Origin of the sequence: Hallerella succinigenes (assembly GCF_002797675.1) — a bacterium.
GTDB classification, from domain to species: domain Bacteria; phylum Fibrobacterota; class Fibrobacteria; order Fibrobacterales; family Fibrobacteraceae; genus Hallerella; species Hallerella succinigenes.
The window spans coordinates 1,889,559-1,906,532 of record NZ_PGEX01000001.1; the positions used below are offsets into that span (position 1 = coordinate 1,889,559).

General features: G+C 50.2%; 11 protein-coding genes. 8 read left to right on the forward strand and 3 right to left on the reverse strand.

Annotation, left to right across the window (positions count from 1 at the left end):
• Window positions 1–23: 23 nt before the first annotated feature.
• Window positions 24–692, reverse strand: a complete 669-nt coding sequence (cmk, locus tag BGX16_RS08620) for a (d)CMP kinase (protein ID WP_100425676.1) — start codon at window positions 690–692, stop codon at window positions 24–26.
• Window positions 693–731: 39 nt separating this feature from the next.
• A complete protein-coding gene (locus tag BGX16_RS08625; protein ID WP_198514895.1) occupies window positions 732–1,442 on the reverse strand; it encodes a hypothetical protein in 711 nt (236 codons plus the stop codon).
• A gap of 118 nt (window positions 1,443–1,560) precedes the next feature.
• Here BGX16_RS08625 and BGX16_RS08630 point away from each other — a divergent pair, with 118 nt between their 5' ends.
• From BGX16_RS08630 to BGX16_RS08640, 3 genes are read left to right on the forward strand one after another with little or no spacing between them, the layout of a single operon-like run.
• Complete coding sequence (locus tag BGX16_RS08630; RefSeq protein WP_100425677.1) at window positions 1,561–2,742, forward strand: TraB/GumN family protein; 1,182 nt, start codon at window positions 1,561–1,563, stop codon at window positions 2,740–2,742.
• A 56-nt stretch (window positions 2,743–2,798) separates the two neighbouring features.
• Window positions 2,799–3,422, forward strand: a complete 624-nt coding sequence (locus BGX16_RS08635; protein ID WP_100425678.1) for a coiled-coil domain-containing protein — start codon at window positions 2,799–2,801, stop codon at window positions 3,420–3,422.
• A 42-nt stretch (window positions 3,423–3,464) separates the two neighbouring features.
• Window positions 3,465–3,821: a cell division protein ZapA gene (locus BGX16_RS08640; RefSeq protein WP_100425679.1), complete on the forward strand. Its 357-nt coding sequence runs from the start codon at window positions 3,465–3,467 to the stop codon at window positions 3,819–3,821.
• 296 nt (window positions 3,822–4,117) lie between these two features.
• Here BGX16_RS08640 and BGX16_RS08645 read toward each other — a convergent pair whose 3' ends face one another.
• Window positions 4,118–5,239: a mechanosensitive ion channel family protein gene (locus tag BGX16_RS08645; protein WP_100425680.1), complete on the reverse strand. Its 1,122-nt coding sequence runs from the start codon at window positions 5,237–5,239 to the stop codon at window positions 4,118–4,120.
• Between the two features lie 96 nt (window positions 5,240–5,335).
• Between BGX16_RS08645 and lepB the strand changes: the two genes are divergently transcribed.
• The 5 genes from lepB (at window position 5,336) to dnaE (ending at window position 16,973) form a co-directional block, all read left to right on the forward strand.
• Complete coding sequence (gene lepB, locus BGX16_RS08650; RefSeq protein WP_100426808.1) at window positions 5,336–6,616, forward strand: signal peptidase I; 1,281 nt, start codon at window positions 5,336–5,338, stop codon at window positions 6,614–6,616.
• Window positions 6,617–6,622: 6 nt separating this feature from the next.
• A complete protein-coding gene (locus BGX16_RS08655) occupies window positions 6,623–8,401 on the forward strand; it encodes an Ig-like domain-containing domain (RefSeq protein WP_100425681.1) in 1,779 nt (592 codons plus the stop codon).
• Window positions 8,401–11,121, forward strand: coding sequence for a helicase C-terminal domain-containing protein (locus BGX16_RS08660; RefSeq protein ID WP_241899502.1), 2,721 nt, complete (start codon window positions 8,401–8,403; stop codon window positions 11,119–11,121). The genes BGX16_RS08655 and BGX16_RS08660 overlap by 1 nt, the downstream gene beginning before the upstream one ends.
• A 45-nt stretch (window positions 11,122–11,166) precedes the next feature.
• Entirely contained in the window at window positions 11,167–13,059 is a 1,893-nt protein-coding gene (locus BGX16_RS08665; protein WP_100425683.1) for a hypothetical protein, read from the forward strand.
• A 98-nt stretch (window positions 13,060–13,157) separates the two neighbouring features.
• Complete coding sequence (gene dnaE / locus BGX16_RS08670) at window positions 13,158–16,973, forward strand: DNA polymerase III subunit alpha (protein ID WP_100426809.1); 3,816 nt, start codon at window positions 13,158–13,160, stop codon at window positions 16,971–16,973.
• Window position 16,974 lies beyond the last annotated feature (1 nt).

Genomic DNA, 16,974 nt, shown 5'->3' on the forward strand with positions numbered 1-16,974 from the left:
GGGTTGTGGAAAAGGGATCGAGGCTACGCCACTACACCTACGCGGTCTTCGATCTTCTTTACCTGTTGTTCAATTGAGAGTTGTGTAGTGTCAATTTCGATGGCATCGTCCGCCTTTTTGAGCGGAGCGGTTGCGCGGCTGGAATCGATCCGGTCGCGTTCTGCCAAATTCTTCTCGATTTCTTCGAGCGTCATCGCAATGCCTTTCTGCAGGCATTCCTGGTAGCGACGTTCAGCGCGAACCTTCAGGTCCGTGACGAGGAAGAACTTAAAATCAGCGTTGGGGAATACGACTGTACCGATGTCACGGCCGTCGAGAATGCAACTGCGTTCGCCCGCGATTTCTCGCTGCCACTGGGTGAGGACGGACCTGACCTCGGGGATCGCGCTGTACGGGCTAACTGCTTCGGAAACCTGCTTGCCGCGGATTTCCTTTTCACGGTTAATGCCGTTGATGACGATCTGGTTATTGTTGTCAAAGCGAATCTTGGTGGACTGGAGGAGCTGGTCGATGCCCGCCTTGTTGGTCGGTGCAACGCCCTTTTCGAGAGCCGCGAACGTAATGGCGCGGTACATGGCCCCGGTATCCAAATAGGTAATGCCGAGATCCTTTGCGACGATCTTTGCAGTTGTGCTTTTGCCGGTTCCGCTCGGACCGTCGATGGCGATAATGATATGTTTTTTCGTATTCAAGATTTGCCAAATATAGCTATTTGGCTGTCGAATTCAACTTTAGAAGTCGGAAGTAGCACCGCTTTCGTCCGGTCCATAGTAACCGTCTTCTTCGATATTCGAATTTTCCGGTTCAAAGACCTGGGACTGTTCGCTTTCGGACGAATAGGAATTGTCGGAAGAGTCAGAAGCTCCTGAGGATTCTTCGGGCGTATAGGTTGCTGTCGTTTCGATTTCTTCTGGTGCGCGGAGTTCGCCCGTGCTGCCATATTTACGCTTTTCGTCTTCGGTCAACTTGTTCGTGATGACTTCGACTTCCGGTTCCTGGTTCGCCTGCTCTTCTTCGCCTGCCATGATGCGTTGACCGCGTTCTAAGGTCCGCTTGATTCGTTCCTGACGCATCTGTTCGAGATTCGAACCGACCTTCTTTTCGTCTTCCGAAACGATGTACTTCTTGTTGAAGTCGTCGAGAACTTCCTTGATGCCGATCAGACGGCCCTTACCGTCGACCTTCCACGGCATGCGCTTCAATGCGGAAATGCGGAGACGGCTTGCGGCGACGCGGTATTCTTCTTTCATCAGACCGTTTTCGTCCGTAATTTCCTCCGCTTCGTCTGCAGTTACGAACTTCAGGGCTTCCGGCCAGTGTTCCGCCTGGGAATTGACGGTGAAGCCGACAAGTGCGTCGTTGATTGCAGTCGGATCGTCAGACTGGACACCTGCGCATCCGACAAGACAAGCCAAAATCAAACCCAATGCCATCTTTTTCATCTCAAATCCTCCGAGATAATAATTTGGATAAAAAATATAAACAAATTGCGGAACTATTTGAAACGGTTTTTTAAAAGTTACAGATTCTCCGCATAATGGAATTTCTATCATTGGACTCATGAGCGAAATCTGTGAAAATACCGATATTCATCGAATTACGCGTGCCGATGGCAAGGAATTCATCTTGGTCGGGACGGCGCACATTTCCCAGGAATCGAAGGATTTGGTCGCAAAAGCGATTTCGGAGGTGCATCCGGATACCGTTTGTGTGGAACTGGACGAAGGCCGTCTCAAGTCCCTTGAAGATCCGGATCGCTGGAAAAAGACCGATTTGCGCAAGATTATCCGTGAACACCAGCTCGGCACTCTGATCGCCAACCTCGTTCTCGGTTCTTATCAAAAGAGAATGGGTCTGCAGACAGGAGTCCGCCCGGGCGCGGAACTCTACGGCGCCATTCTGAATGCGCGAGAAGCAAACATTCCGACCCTTCTCGCTGATCGAGACATTAAGGTGACGCTCCGCCGTACCTGGAGCTGCACTCCGTGGTACCGCAAGTTTTCGCTAATCGCTTCGCTTTTTGCAAGCCTTTTCGATAAAACGGAAGTTTCGGAAGAAGAACTCCGCAAGATAAAGTCGCAGGATTCCCTTTCGACGATGATGCAGGAATTCGGCAAGACCTTCCCCGAAGTAAAGACCGTCTTGATTGATGAACGCGACCAGTACCTGGCGAGCCGAATTCGGAACGCTCCGGGTAATCGTGTACTTGCGGTCGTGGGCGCAGGCCATATTACGGGCATTCGGAAGATCATTGAAGAAGATAGTTCGTTGCCGTCCGAAGAATCCCTTTGTGAAATCAAGCCGCCCTCATCGTTGTTCAAGATTATCGGCTGGACGATTACCGCGGCGATCATCCTTTCGGTCGTGTTTGTGGGCTTCCAGTCCGGACTTGAAAAAGCGGGCGAGCTTACGCTCAACTGGTTCTTGTTCACGGGCGGTGGTGCGATGCTCGGTGCGATCGTTGCAGGCGCACATCCGCTTGCGATGCTCACCGCCTTGGTGATGGCGCCTTTTACGGGCCTTACTCCGCTGATCGGTGTGGGCTTCTTTGTCGCGCTTGTGCAGGTTTACATGCGACCGCCGCGGGTTTCGGAATTTGAAACGGTGTCCGTAGATATTTGGAAAGTTTCCCGCTGGTGGCGCAACCGTGTGACCCGTGTGATTCTTTGTTTTTTGCTTCCGGGATTCCCGGCGATCATCGGCAAAATCATTGCACTCGTTGGAATTTATAAAGCATTTTAATGCATTGCGAACCCTATCAACTTTGTATATTTTCCTTGTAATAGGAAGGAGCGTTTATGAACCTTGAAAATCTGGACACCTTGTCCCAAAAAATCCAGTCGATTCTTGAAGCGAATCGCCGTTTGAGGGCCGAAAAGGCCGCCGCAGAACAGAAGGTTGCGGAAAAGTGCGCAGAAATCGAATCCCTTCAATCCGAAATTTCGAGCAAGTCCTCGGAGATTGACTCCCTTCAGGGTGAAATCGCTTCGAAAAATTCGGAACTCGGTCAAAAACAGGCGACGATCGACAGTACTTTGAAGGATTATGAATCGGTACGCTCGGAACTCGACCAGATTTCTTCTGAATTGGACAACAAGATTTGCGAAATCGAAACCTTGAATGCAAAGATTCAGGAACGCGACACCGAAATTGAAACCCTCAAGGCTAACGTCGCCGAAAAGGATGCAAAGATCGAAGAAATGGAAAATGTCGTGAGCGAACAGGACAGCGAAATTCAGTCTGCTCAGGAAAAGTTCCAGGACCTCCTTTCGACCATCGAAAATGAACTCGGCACGGAAATCCAGGTTACGGCTCCGGAAGAATCCGAAACCGCGGAAGAATCTCAGGAAGCTGCCGAAGAAGATGTGAACCAGGATCAACCGAAACAAGAGGAGTCTGCACAGACCGATTTTTTCGCCTGAGGTGGTTCGCAGCCACCGATTCGTTTGGCGTCGGAATAAAGGATGAATGAGGAAAAGATGGACGAGAAGGAACCTGCCTTACGCACTGTCCGAGTTGAAATTGGTACGGACCGATTCCAAATTCAGACAGACTTGACCGATGCTGAACTCTCTGCGATAGTCACCTATGTGACGAAAAAGATGCAGGCCTATGTAAGTTCGGACGCCCGCATGGATATGCGAAAGCAGCTCTTGCTGATGGCGATGGATATCACGTCGGAACTTTTCGACATGAAACGCCGTCACGCGAGATACAAAGATTATTACCTCGAAAGCCAAAAAGTGGCCCAGGTATTGTCTTCCATGTTGGACGATGAACTTGCAAAAATCGATCCAATGTCCGATATGACAAAGAAATGACAAAATTGTGGAAAGAAAAAGACACGAAAACGTTGTACGATTTCTTTTTGCAGGCTATATTATAGGTAGGCATCCATCGGAAGTTATGCCCGATCTAACAAGATTCAATCAGCTCCGAACTCTTTCTTGAATGTTTATGCCCGGTCGCTTGACCCTGAAAAACTGCAAAGGAAGGAGGGCTATCTTTTTACAAGAGTAGCTTCGAGCGTATAGACCCGATAGGATGCCAAATTTTAAAGCAAAAAGGACCGGCGAAATGCCGGCCTTTTTTGTTGAATCCTTTTTTGAAGTAGAAATCAATTCCTCTGGTAAATGCGCAGTCCAAAGAGCGGAAGCTTTGCCATGAGGAAGTCCACGACGTTTGATCCGAAAGTTTCGTATTCGGCCCAGGAAGTAATCTTGGTGAACATATAGATTTCGAGCGGAATGCCATAACCCTTCGATTCGAGTTCACGGGCAAAGTGCGTCTTTTGCGGATCGACATCGTCTAAGGAGCGGATGTAGGTCGTGGCGAAGGAGCGGAAGAGTTCCATGTTCACGACCTGATCCTTGGCGGTCATTTTTTCGAGGCGAGATCCGAGCATGGCGAGAACGGTCTTGTCGGCTTTGAGGGCTTCGATCTGCGATTCGTTTAAGTAGCCGAGCATTCTGCCGTCGATGAGAATGGAACGTTGAATGCGGCGGCGTCCGGATTCTTGCATGGTGCGCCAGTTTTTAAAAGTCGTGGAGACAATCGTGTAGGCGGGGAGAATGCTTGTCGTATTGTCCCAGTTTTGAATGCGGATGCTCGTGAGAGAAACGTAGTCCACGATACCATTGATGTTTTCCTTGGGAATCTCGATCCAGTCGCCTGTACGGACAAGGTCGAGAATCGCGATCTGGACGCCTGCCGTAAAGCCGAGAATCGAATCCTTAAAGACCAGCATGAAGACGGCGGCGAGAGCGCCGAGGCCCGAAAGAAGTATGACCGGGCTCTTGTTTGTGACCTGCGAAATCACGAGGATCGTGCAAATCAAGAAGCCTAAAAGAAGGCCTGCCTGGCAAACGCCTTGAATTGGAATGCCCTGCTTTTTCGGATTTAACAGAATCAAGTCGGCGATGGCGCGGAGGCAGGAATCGTAAATGAGATAGCCGACGACGATGAAGTAAATGTTGTTCAGCGTGATCAGAATTTGGAACAAGTCCGCGGAATCCGTAAGAACGCTAGGAAGTCCGCGGTAGAGAATAATCGCCGGAATAATGTGGGCAAAACGTTCAATCGCATGATGCTTGACGAGCAGATCGTCGAACTGGCCTTTGCTGCGTTTGGCGATTTTTTTGAAAATCGGCATAAAGGTGTAGCGGGAAATGTAAAGCGACATTACGGCGATGCCACAGAGAATTAAAAAGGCTTTGTATTGCTGAAATAATTCTATCATATTTCACAAGATAGAAAATTGCACAGGGTGAAAAGGGTCGCTCCGATGAACGGAAAAATTTCGGGTCTCGGTAGAATTTCTATCTTGCAGGGTCATATGGATTTGAAGAAATTTTCTATTCCGCGTGTGGTAAAGGCTGCGTTACGAGAAGTGATCGTGCCGATTGCGTGCGCACTGATTGTGATTCAGTATGTGATTCAGGCGTTCCAGATTCCGAGTGGATCGATGGAAGATACGCTGCTCACGGGCGATTTTATTTTAGGACTCAAGTTTACCTATGGTTCTCCGGTGCCGTTTACGCATTCGAAGTTCCCAGGCCTTACCGATCCGAAAGTGGGTGATGTCATCATCTTCCGCTATCCGGGGGAACCTGCTTATCCCGATTACGATTATGCGCGTTATACGCATCTCGCCGACGGCTTAATGTTTGGAAACTTCTATTGGGATTCAAAGCCTTTGGAAGGAAATCCGCATCTGGTGCACTTTGGCGACGGTCCCAAGGACTTTATCAAGCGCTGCATTGCGGTTTCGGGCGATACTATCGAAGTGAACCGTGGCGTGCTTTCGCAGAACGGGGTGAAGAATGCGATCCCGGGTAAGGGCAAGTACACGGCTTATTACCGTACAGGGATTGCCCGCGATTCTTTGGAAAAGACTCGCGTGCCAGCTCCGGGAGACGTCATTGATCTCACGCAACTTTCTTTGCCAAGGCTCTGGTGGATCCGCTCCCTGATGATGCAGGAAAATCCGGAAAAGAAGATTGAACTCGAACTGAACCTGTATAAGGATTCTGTCCTCGACAATCAGCATTATTTTGAAAACTTCCGCGTGCCTGTGGAAAATGACCGCGGTCTTTTGCTGAACGTGGTGATGTCGCAGGGGCAGATCGTGGGGCAGGCCATTCATCAGGGTGATACGATTGCGGGGCCTGCAAGCTTTATGCTGTTCAAGCAGTTCGCTCGCACGGGATTTTTGCCTCGCTTTGATCCGAACGCCCATTACAAGGGAATGACGCGCCCGGTGAGCTACGATTATTTCGAGGGTTCGCAGCTTGGCGATCTCGCTTATAACGTTTCGCTGGATTCGACTCTCCGTTTGGAAGTGAACATTCTGGTGGACGGTCAAAAGACGACCGAGTACACGGTGCAGTATCCGGTGTACTTTATGATGGGCGACAACCGCGACAATTCTGCGGACAGCCGCTACTGGGGCTTTGTTTCGAGAAGGAACATCAAGGCAAAGGCGTTTGTCGTGTACTTCTCCTTCGATAATTCGGATGGAAGCTTCTCCTTTGGAAATCCGTTCAGCTGGTTCAAGGTGCCGTTCCAGATTCGTTGGACGCGCATCGGCAAGATCATTCATATGATCGGGGATTAGTCGAAGATGAAGCTTCGAATTCTTGCGCTTTTCTTCTTTGCGTTCGTTCTTTTGAACTGCGCAACTTCCGTCGCTCCGGGTGGCGGTCCAGAAGACAAGTATCCTCCGCGTGTGGCTGGGGTTTATCCGGCGCCGAATTCGACGAACATGCCGCTCGAATTGAATATCCATTTGCAGTTTGACGAATGGATTGCGACGAGCGTACCGCGGAGTGCGGTTATGATTTCCCCTCCGCTCGAAAAGAGACTCAAGTTTGAAGTCGATGGCGACGAACTCTATGTGACGTCTAAGGCACGCCTCGATTCGAATACGACTTATACGGTGACGATTGCAAGCGGTCTCAAGGATTTGCACGGGAATGCGGTGGCGGATCCTTTCCGTTTGACTTTTTCCACGGGTCCGATTATCGATTCGCTTTCGCTGACGGGACGTGCCATGGTAACGGCTTCGATGATCCAGAAAAAACAGTTCCCGACGGTCGGTCTCTTTTTAATCGGAGCAGCGGAACGCGCTTCGCATCATTACTTAGAAAAGTACCGCGATTCGACGCAGACGGTGGAGGCTGATTCGATTCCTAAGCTCACCAAGGAACAGCCGCTCTTTTCGACGCAGACCGATAGCCTTGGAAGATTTCACATGGCAGGTTTAAAGGCGGGACATTACCGAGTCGTCGCCTTCCTCGATGTGAACGGAAACCAAAAGATCGAAACTTCGGCAGAACTCGCCGGCGTAGCGGTGAGCGATTTAAACTTGACCCCGGAATTTGCGGACACGCTCTGGATTCCACTTGCGGACCAGGATACGACTCCGGTTTCCCTCGAAGCGATTACTCAGGTTGGAAAAAACGCTTTGACGGCAAAGTTCTCCAAGAATCTGATGATCGACAGCACGATTCTCGACAAGGAAAATTGCGTTCTCTTGACGGCGGACTCGACCCGCATTCGTCCGACGTGGATCTTCCGTGCGCCACGTAGTGCCGACATGGAATTCGTCTTTGACTCTTTGCCGAACCGAGATTCCTCTTATACATTCCGCTGCGTGACCGGCAAGGATTCTGTGGGACGCATTTTGGATTCTCGCCTCGGTTCGCTTTCAATCGATTGGACGGAGCAGAAGGGCGATACCCTTCCGACGAAGATGATCGCTTCGGTACCTGCGATGAATGCGAAAAACATTTTCCCGAAGGATTCGATTGAGATTACCTATGACAAGCCTGTGGCGGATTCCGTGCTTGATTCGCTCCGTCGGGTGCTTGTTCTTGTGCAGAATCAGGATACGCTTCCGGTGCGCGTTTTGCGCAAGGATCCGGTTCGCTTTATGGTGTACGGCGATGAATTCTTCTTGACCGATGCGAAGGTGGAACTCCTGGAACGCTATGCGGATTCGACGCTTTCTTCGCCGGATTCGATGACGGGAATTCGTGATACCATCGTGACGAAGAAGACGCGTGTCTGGGTAAAGTTTGAAACAGTTCCGAAGCTTCAGTTGGCGTCGCTTTCGGGAAAAATTCCGGGAGGCTCGACGGATACGCGCGTGCGCATTCGAAAGGTGGACTCGGATCGATTTACCACGGTGACTTGTGCGCTGAATGGATCTTTCCAAATGGATGATTTGACGGAAGGAAAGTACCTGATGGAATACTTCCGTACCAAGGATTCTTTGGATGTTCCGTACGCGGGCAAGCTCTTCCAGTTTGAATATGGAATGCCGTGGCGCGCCTTGGCAGATACGCTTGTGATTGAGCGAGGCGCAAATGTGTTAGAAGCTGATTTGAAAGGACTCTGATGAAACCGAACGTGTACATTGCCTTGGATTTGGAGACGACCGGGCTGGATTTTGAAAACGATGAAATTATAGAAGTGGCTTTGGAAAGGTTCGAAAATGGAGAGCCTGTTGAAAGCAAAGATTTTTTGATTAAGCCGAAGCAGACGCTTCGCCCGTTTATTGCATCGCTCACGGGTATTTCGGATGCGGATCTGAAGGACGCTCCGGACTTTGCGTCTGTTGCAGGTCAGATTCGACAGTTTATCGGCGACTATCCGCTGGTCGCTCACAATGCGCAGTTCGATTCCAAGTTCTTGAAGAATACCTTCGGCAAGGTCGGCGTTTCGATCGATTCGAATCCGGTTCTCGACACTCTTATCCTTTCGCGTATCGCTTACCGTCGAATTCCCAATCACAAGCTCGAAACCTTGGTGAAGTATCTGAACATTCCGCGTGAACGGGCGCACCGCGCTCTCCCGGATGCAGACGCCTGCGGAAAGCTTTTTTGGATGGCGCTTTTGGAAATTGAAAAGATGGATTCCTTTGTGCGTCATCACCTGGCACGCCTTGCTAAGGGAACCTCTTGGGAAAGCATCTTTGACGACTGCGTTCCGGATCACGAAAAGCTCACCCCTTTAGAACCGGAAACGGTCACTTCGCCGCTGTCTTCCAAGGAACGCTTACCGCGTGTGAGCGAGTTCTTTGAAAAGGGCGGCAAGCTTTCGCAAGTCATCGAAAATTACTCTCCGCGCTCTTCGCAACTCGACTACGCAGAAATCGTGGAACGCAATATGCACAAGGGTGGACTTTCGATTCTCGAAGCGGGCACCGGCATGGGAAAGACTTTGGCCTACCTCGTTCCGGCAGCGCTCAAGGCTGCCACCGGTGAACGTGTTGTCATCAGCACGGCGACGCGAACCCTCGAAGAACAGCTTTGCCAGCACGATTACCCGGCGATTGCTCCGCTTTTTGGAAATCGCGTTTCCCCGGTCGTTTTGAAGGGCCGCGGCAATTACATTTGCCTGCGCAAGTTCGAAGAACATTTGATGTCTCCGGATGTGTTGCTCGCTCCCGATGAACGGGAATCCTTTATGACGCTCCTTCCGTGGATTGAACATACCAAAACGGGAGACGGCAACGAAAATACCGGTTTTAACCTTTCCCGCAACCGCTTGCTGTGGAGTAAATTTTCGAGCGATGCTTCGACGTGCCTCGGCGAAAAATGCCCGTTCTACGACAAATGCTTTGGTTTGAATGCGCGCCGCCAGGCGGCCAAGGCGAACCTGCTTTTTATCAATCATTCGCTCTTCCTTTCGGATCTTGCGCTGGACTTTGCGCTGCTCCCGACTTACGATCATATCGTATTCGATGAAGCGCATCGCCTGCCGACGATGAGTCACATGACCTTTGGCAAAATGGTGCGATTCTTCCGTCTGCGAAACATAACGAAGATTCTGGTTCACCCGAAGGCTCAGGACAAGGGTCTTGTCGCGGAACTCGAAACGCTCCTTTCCAAAGCGAATGCAGAAGCTTCGCTTTTGGATGCCTGTGCAAAACTTCGCGAAGCGACGGTCGAATGTGAAAAGGCGCTTCACCGTTTCTTCTTGAAGCTTGGCAAAAAGGTCTTTAAGCACAAGCCGGACGGTTTCCGCTTTGCCAAGGGAATCCTTGCGGAATACGATACGGATCCGCGCCCGGTTCTTGACTCTTGCAATACGGTGAAGGCGATTTCGGAAGATATTTCTTCGAAGCTCCGCGAAAATTCTGCCTTTGTGCTCGTTGCGCGAAATCTCGAAGGCGCTGCGATGGATATCGGACGCTTTGCCGAAGACTTTGGATTCATTACGCAGGCGGGCAAGGAAGACTGGGTCTTTTACATGGAAGAACCGGGCAATCCGCATACGGCAATCCTTCGCGCAATTCCACTGTACCCGGGCAACAACTGGTCCGAAAAGTTCTATCCGTGGATCAAAAGCGCAACGTTCACCTCGGCGACGCTTTCGCTGCAGGGATCTTTTGACTATTACGAACAGCGTATGGGCATGCATAGCCCGAGCCTTGCAAAAACAAAGACTCCTTTTGTGCGCACGTACCCGTCTGCATTCGACGTGAATGCAAAACGCCGGGTGATTATCGCAGACTTTTTGCCAAAGCCGAATACATCGGATTTCCAAAAGGCACTCGACGTCACCTTGGCGGAAATCTTGCCCGAAAACAAGAAGAATGCCCTTGTGCTTTTTACAAGCATCGTGAGCATGAACAAGGTGCACGACGCTTTGGCACCGTGCTTTGCAGAAAAGAATAAGCTCCTGCTCTGCCAGAATTTAGATGGAGGCATGGATAGCCTTGTAGAAATGTTCCGCAAAAAACGCGAAGCATGTTTGCTTGGCTGTCAGGTATTCTGGGAAGGCATCGATTTGCCGGATAACGCACTCGAACTTTTGGTGATTCCAAAGCTCCCGTTCCCGAATCCGTCGGATCCTTTGATTGCAAGCCTTGCCGATAAAATGAAGGAACGTAACGAGAATTCGTTCAAGAACCTTTATATTCCGGAAGCACTGCTTGAATTGCGCCAGGGTTTGGGGAGGCTGATTCGCAGTGAATCCGATACCGGAACGGCTTTGTTCTTCGATAACCGTTTGGTCCACGAAGCCTATGGCAAGAGCTTTACACGCCTTTGGGATGCAAAGCATGAAGTGGCGCACAACTTGGAAGAATTAAAGTCCCTTCTCGGTCTATAAGACCGTATAGTTTTCTATCTTTGGCCTCTGCTTGTTGGAGAACTTATGCTCGCTGTTAAAGATTTTTTAAACGAAATGCCCAAATCTCAGCTGAAAGAGCTGCATGCGAAGGCGTTCTGTTCTAAAGGCTTGCTGAACAACGCTAAAATTCTTTCGGAAACGAACACGTTCTTTACCGATACCGCTCGGTTCGAAACCTTCTATACGTCTTTGGAACCGTGGAAAAAACTTTGCTTGTTCTTGATTTACCATAGTGAAAATCGTGGTTTGGAAATGAATGAACTTCGCTTGGTGGCACCTGCTAACAAGCGTGAAGAACTGGAGACATTCCTTCTCGATTGTGCCAAGAACCTTTATATTTGGCGTTCCCGCACCGAAAAGAATACTTACGTCTATTTTGGTTTTGACGACTTTTTGAAGGGCATCCTTCTTTCTCCGGAAAATCCGGTAGATGAAAAGGCCCGCTTCTTCAGCTACGAAGATATGCTGGTTTGGCACCTTTGCCAAATGCTCTCTTTTGCGCGTCTCGGAAAGATGAAGATGAACGGCACGGGTAATTTGCACCGTCGTTCGATGCAGATCTGCGAAGAATCCTTTAAGTATTCAAGGCAGCTTTCTCCGGATGCCGTGCGTGAAGAATGTACGCTCCTTCTTGAATTTCTTTCGTCCCATAATTGGATTGAACAGCGCGGTATGGACCTTCTCGTGACCGATGAAGCGTTCGAATTTTTGAAGCACAACGGTTTCCGCCTGAAGAATGAAATTCTGGAATGGTGGATCAAGCGGCGCTTTCACGGCGAAGACGAGTTTTTTAAGCATGTATTGTTCTCGATCAAGCGTAACGCATCGGCGGTGAATGCTCAGCGCATTCTTTGGACTCTCGATCCGACATTCCGTTTGACGCTTACGACGAATGAAATTTACTGGTCTTCGATGCCGAAGCCGCTTGCGGAACTTTGGCTCATGGGCATGGTGGAATTCTCGGCGAATGCAGGTGCGATTACTGCAATCCGCTTGAGCGACTGGGCCAAGGATTGGCTTTCGGCAACGGCGGCTCCAATGCTCGGTGCGCAGATTTCAACGCTTCCGAACTTTGAAATGATCATTTCGGTCAAGAGCGCTCCGCGCGTTCTCTTTATGTCGGCGTGCCTTGCCGATGTGCAGAACGATGAACCTTACTTGCGTTTTTCGATTTCCCGCGACACGTTTTTGAATGGTCTTAAAACCGGATTTAGCCGTGAAACGACGGAAAGCTTTGAAGGCTGGATCAGCGCTCCTCCTAACGTTCAAGAAGCGATGCGAGAATGGTCTTCTTGCTATTACGATTCTTCGTTCAGCTCGGTTCGGTTGTTAAAGATCGACAATGGGGAAGTGCGTGAAGCTCTCACCGTATTCCCGCAGTTCATGGAAATGGTGAACGAAGCGATTCCGGGTTACGGTTTTTTGATCAAGCAGGAATGCGAACCGAAGATCCGTGAACTTTTGAAGCACTACGGTTTGGAACCGGCTAACCCAGTGAATGAAGCGCCGGTGGAACAGTTTCACAATACCGATTGGAACAAGGCTTTCTGGTTGCGTTGGACTCCGGAAGGAACACCGGATTCCGCTTTCAAACCGGAAACGGACGGCTCTACGGTTTCGGCAGCGCTGGGCACGACCAAGTACGGTGGCGATTTCCAAAAGTTCGCCATGGTGGATCTTTTCAAGGTGTTGCGCTACGCCCGGTCCACGAACGGCTCAATCGAAGCCCGTCTTTCGCAGAAGCCGCTCGATAAGAACATGAAGCTCCCGAAGCTTCCGCCGGAGATCCGTTTTAAGGTCGAAGCTTTGCATTTTTCGAAGGTGCCGTTTGTGGCGAAAATCACGCTCGAACCGAGCGGAAAATCGCTTGAACTTCCTCTCGAATCGATTACAGAACTTCGCATGGCGAAAGACTGAAATTTCGCTAATCTGAGCAGAAAATGAAAAGAGCGTGACAGCGGTCGCGCTTTGTCTTTTTGGCTGTCTTTCCAGCAGAATTTTTTAAATTCCCCAGTATGAGTTTTGTCCATCTTCAATTACATTCCGAATTTTCCATTTTGCAGGCGGCTGCACGTTTGGACGATATTTTTGACGCCGCTGCTGCCGATAACGCTCCTGCAGTCGCCCTGACGGATCATGGGACGATGTTTGGAATTTTGGAATTTCAGGAACGTGGCAAAGCTCTCAATAAAAAGCGTAAGGAAAAGGGTCTTCCGCCGATCAAGACGGTTCTCGGCTGCCACATCTACGTGGATACTCCGGGTGCAAACTTTAAGGAACCGGGCGGCTATGAACGCTTGACCCTTTTGGTCGAAAACGAACAGGGCTATTATAACCTTCTCCGTATTGTCAGCTACCGTTACGAGGAATCTAAACGTTGGGAACAGATTCCTTCCGTTCCACTCGAAATCGTCGAGGAACACAAGGAAGGCATTATTGCGATTGCGGGCGATTATGCGAGCCGCTACGGCATCAATGTGACCGCAGGCCGTGATGCACAGGCAAAAACTTACATCGAAACCCTCGATAAAATTTTTGACCACGATCATCTGTATCTTTCGATTTGCGATAACGGAATTTCCGCTCAAAAAACGCTCAACCTGTTTACCGTTGCACTCGCGAAGGAATTGAACCGCGAACTCGTCGCGGTCGGCGACGTGCACTACATTAAGCGGGAAGACGCCGACGCTCACAAGGCTCTCCGTTGCATTTCGCTCGTTGAAAAGTTCAAAGAATTTAACGACAAGCGTTTTCCGACAAATCAGTTCTACTACCGCGCCGAAGCGGAAATGCGAGAACTTTTCCCCGACCATCCGGAAGCGATTGACAATACGGTCAAGATTGCGGACCGTTGCGTCTTTGAAGTCAAAACGGGCATCGGTGATGACTTCTGGCCGCGTTACGAAATTCCGAAAGAATTCCTCGAATCCGAAGAATGCAAAGAAATCTACCGGGTCATGGAAGACGAATACAACAAGGGTTACCCGGAAGCCTTTGAAAAAGCGGCGAAGGAATTCTGCAAAAAGAATAAAGACAAAACAATCGAAACGCTCACGGATGAAGACAAGGATGCCGTGGAAAAGATCATGGAGCACAATAAAACGAGTCGCCACGGTGGCGACGCGGATGCTTACCTGATCCATTTGACGCGCGAACGTTTGCACTGGCGATTCCCTAATGAGAATACGCAGTACCCGAGTCACGATTCGGAAGTCAGCGATCGTATTTACAAGGAATTGAACTGTATTCGAAACATGAACGTCGCAGGTTACCTGCTGATTGTGTGGGATTTCATCAACTGGTCCCGTGAACACGGAATTCCGGTAGGGCCGGGACGTGGTTCTGCAGCAGGTTCCATTGTAACGTACATCATCGGTATTACGAACATCGATCCGCTCAAGTTTGGTCTTCTTTTCGAACGATTCCTGAACCCGGAACGTGTGTCCATGCCGGATATCGATACGGATATTGCGGACCGTGACCGTGGCCGGGTGATCGATTACGTGACGCGTAAATATGGCGCGGATTGCGTGGGCCAGATTATTACTTATGGTATGCTCAAGTCCAAGGCGGTGATTAAAGACGTCGCCCGTGTGCTGAGCATTGACCACCGTGAAGCCGATGCGATCATTAAGCTTTTCCCGCAACGCGTTTTGAACTTTAGCTTGAACGACGCGTGGACGGGCAAAACCAAAAAGGGTGCCCCTGTCGCTCCGGATTATGATCCGGCCCCGCTTCAGGCTTTCATCAACAGTCGAGAATCGTATAAGGAACTTTGGGACATTGCAAAGCGCTTGGAGGATCTTCCGCGCCAGACCGGTGTGCACGCTTGCGGTGTGGTGATTACGCCGACGCCGATTTACAATCTCGCTCCTCTCTACCGTGCCGCTCCGCTGGATACGCCGGTCGTGATGTACGACAAGCACTATTCCGAAACGATCGGCCTGTTGAAAATGGACTTCTTGGGCCTTATCAACTTATCCATCATTCAGGATACGGTAAACCTCGCCAAAAAAACGCGTGGCGTGGACATCGACATGGACAAGGTGCCGACCGACGATAAGGAAACCTTTGAACTTTTGAGTAAGGGCATGACGACAGCGGTGTTCCAGTTTGAATCTCCGGGTATGCAAAAGTACCTGCGTGAACTCAAACCGTCCCGCATCAGCGACTTGATCGCTATGAACGCTCTGTACCGTCCGGGTCCGATTGATCAGATTCCGCACTTTATTGCCCGTAAGCTCGGCAAGGAAGAAATCGACTGCTACCACAAGGACTTGGAACAGGTTCTGGGTGAAACGTACGGCGTGATTGTTTATCAGGAACAGGTGATGCAGCTCGCCCAGATTCTTGGCGGATATTCCTTGGGCGGCGCAGATAACATCCGTCGTATCATGGCGAAGAAGATGCCGGAAAAGATGGCGAAGCTCGAACCGGAATTCTTCCAGAAGTGCTTGGATAATGGCTATGACAAGGCTATGATTCAGAAGGTTTGGAATGCGGTGCTTCCGTTCTGCGGATACGCATTCAACAAGAGTCACGCTGCCGCTTATGCGTATGTGGCTTACCAGACCGCTTACTTGAAAACGCACTTTGGCCCGGAATACATGGCAGCGTCCATGACATCCAAAATGGGCAAGACCGAAGATATTGTGACGATTGTGCAGGAATGTCGTCGCATGAATATCGAAGTGCTCCCGCCCGATATCAACTCGTCTCTCGGCGTGTTCTCGGCAAATGCCGAAGGCAAGGTCGTTTACGGTCTCGCCGGTATTCGTAACGTCGGTCTCCCAGTTATTGAAGACGTGGTCGCCGAACGTGAAGCGCACGGTCCGTACACGACACTCTTTGACCTTTGCAAACGCGTCGCCGATTACCAGGCAGCTCAGCCCGAAAAGCGCCCACCTCTCAACCGTAAAACTCTTGAAAGTTTGATCATGGCAGGCGCCTTTGACAAAATGTCTCCGACTGTGCCGAACCGCCCCACGCTCCTTGCGAGCGTCGAAAAAGCTCTTGAAGTCGCGAACCGTCACCGCAAGGAACAGGATGCGGGCCAAACCTCGCTCTTTGATATGTTCGGCGGCGCTGCTCTCGAAGAAGCTCACATGGACGAAACTTACGAAGACGCTCAGCCATGGGGCCTCATGGAGCTTTTGAACAAGGAACGCGATGTCCTTGGACTTTACCTTTCCGCCCATCCTCTGGATGAATGCCGCCCGGAACTTCGAGGCTTTACCACGAATAGTCTTGCAGAAAGCGAACTGAATGAAATCGTGGAAGCGAATCCGAAATCGATCGTCTGCGTCGGCGGTATCATTACAAAGCTCCGCTCGTTCCAAAGTAAAAAGGACGAGACGAAGACGATGGGCTCGGGAACTTTGCAAGACTTCCAAGGCGAAATCGCGATTTTCTTCCCGCCGGATTCTTGGGAACGTTGCCGCGATCACTTTGGCGAAGATGACCGTGTAATTGTGAAGGGTAAACTTTGCCCGCAAAATCAGGATCCTTCTGCGTTGCAGATCATTGTGGACAAAGCTTTCTCCATCGATGAAGTGCGCACGCGTCTTGTGAACTTTATTCATGTGAACGTTTCTTCGATGGAACTCGTCGATGAAAAGATGACACAGATTTTGGAACGTATGGATATGGCTCAGGCGCTTCCGGGTGAACATGCGGCAGAAATGGTTTTCCACGTGGAAACGGTTTCGGGACATATTCACACGCTCCGCGCTCAGGTGGCAAAAATTGCTTATACGCCGGACTTCTTCGAATGGCTGCAAACGGAATTTGGACCTTCGAACGTTTGGGTCTCGGCAAAGGTCAAGGCTTAAA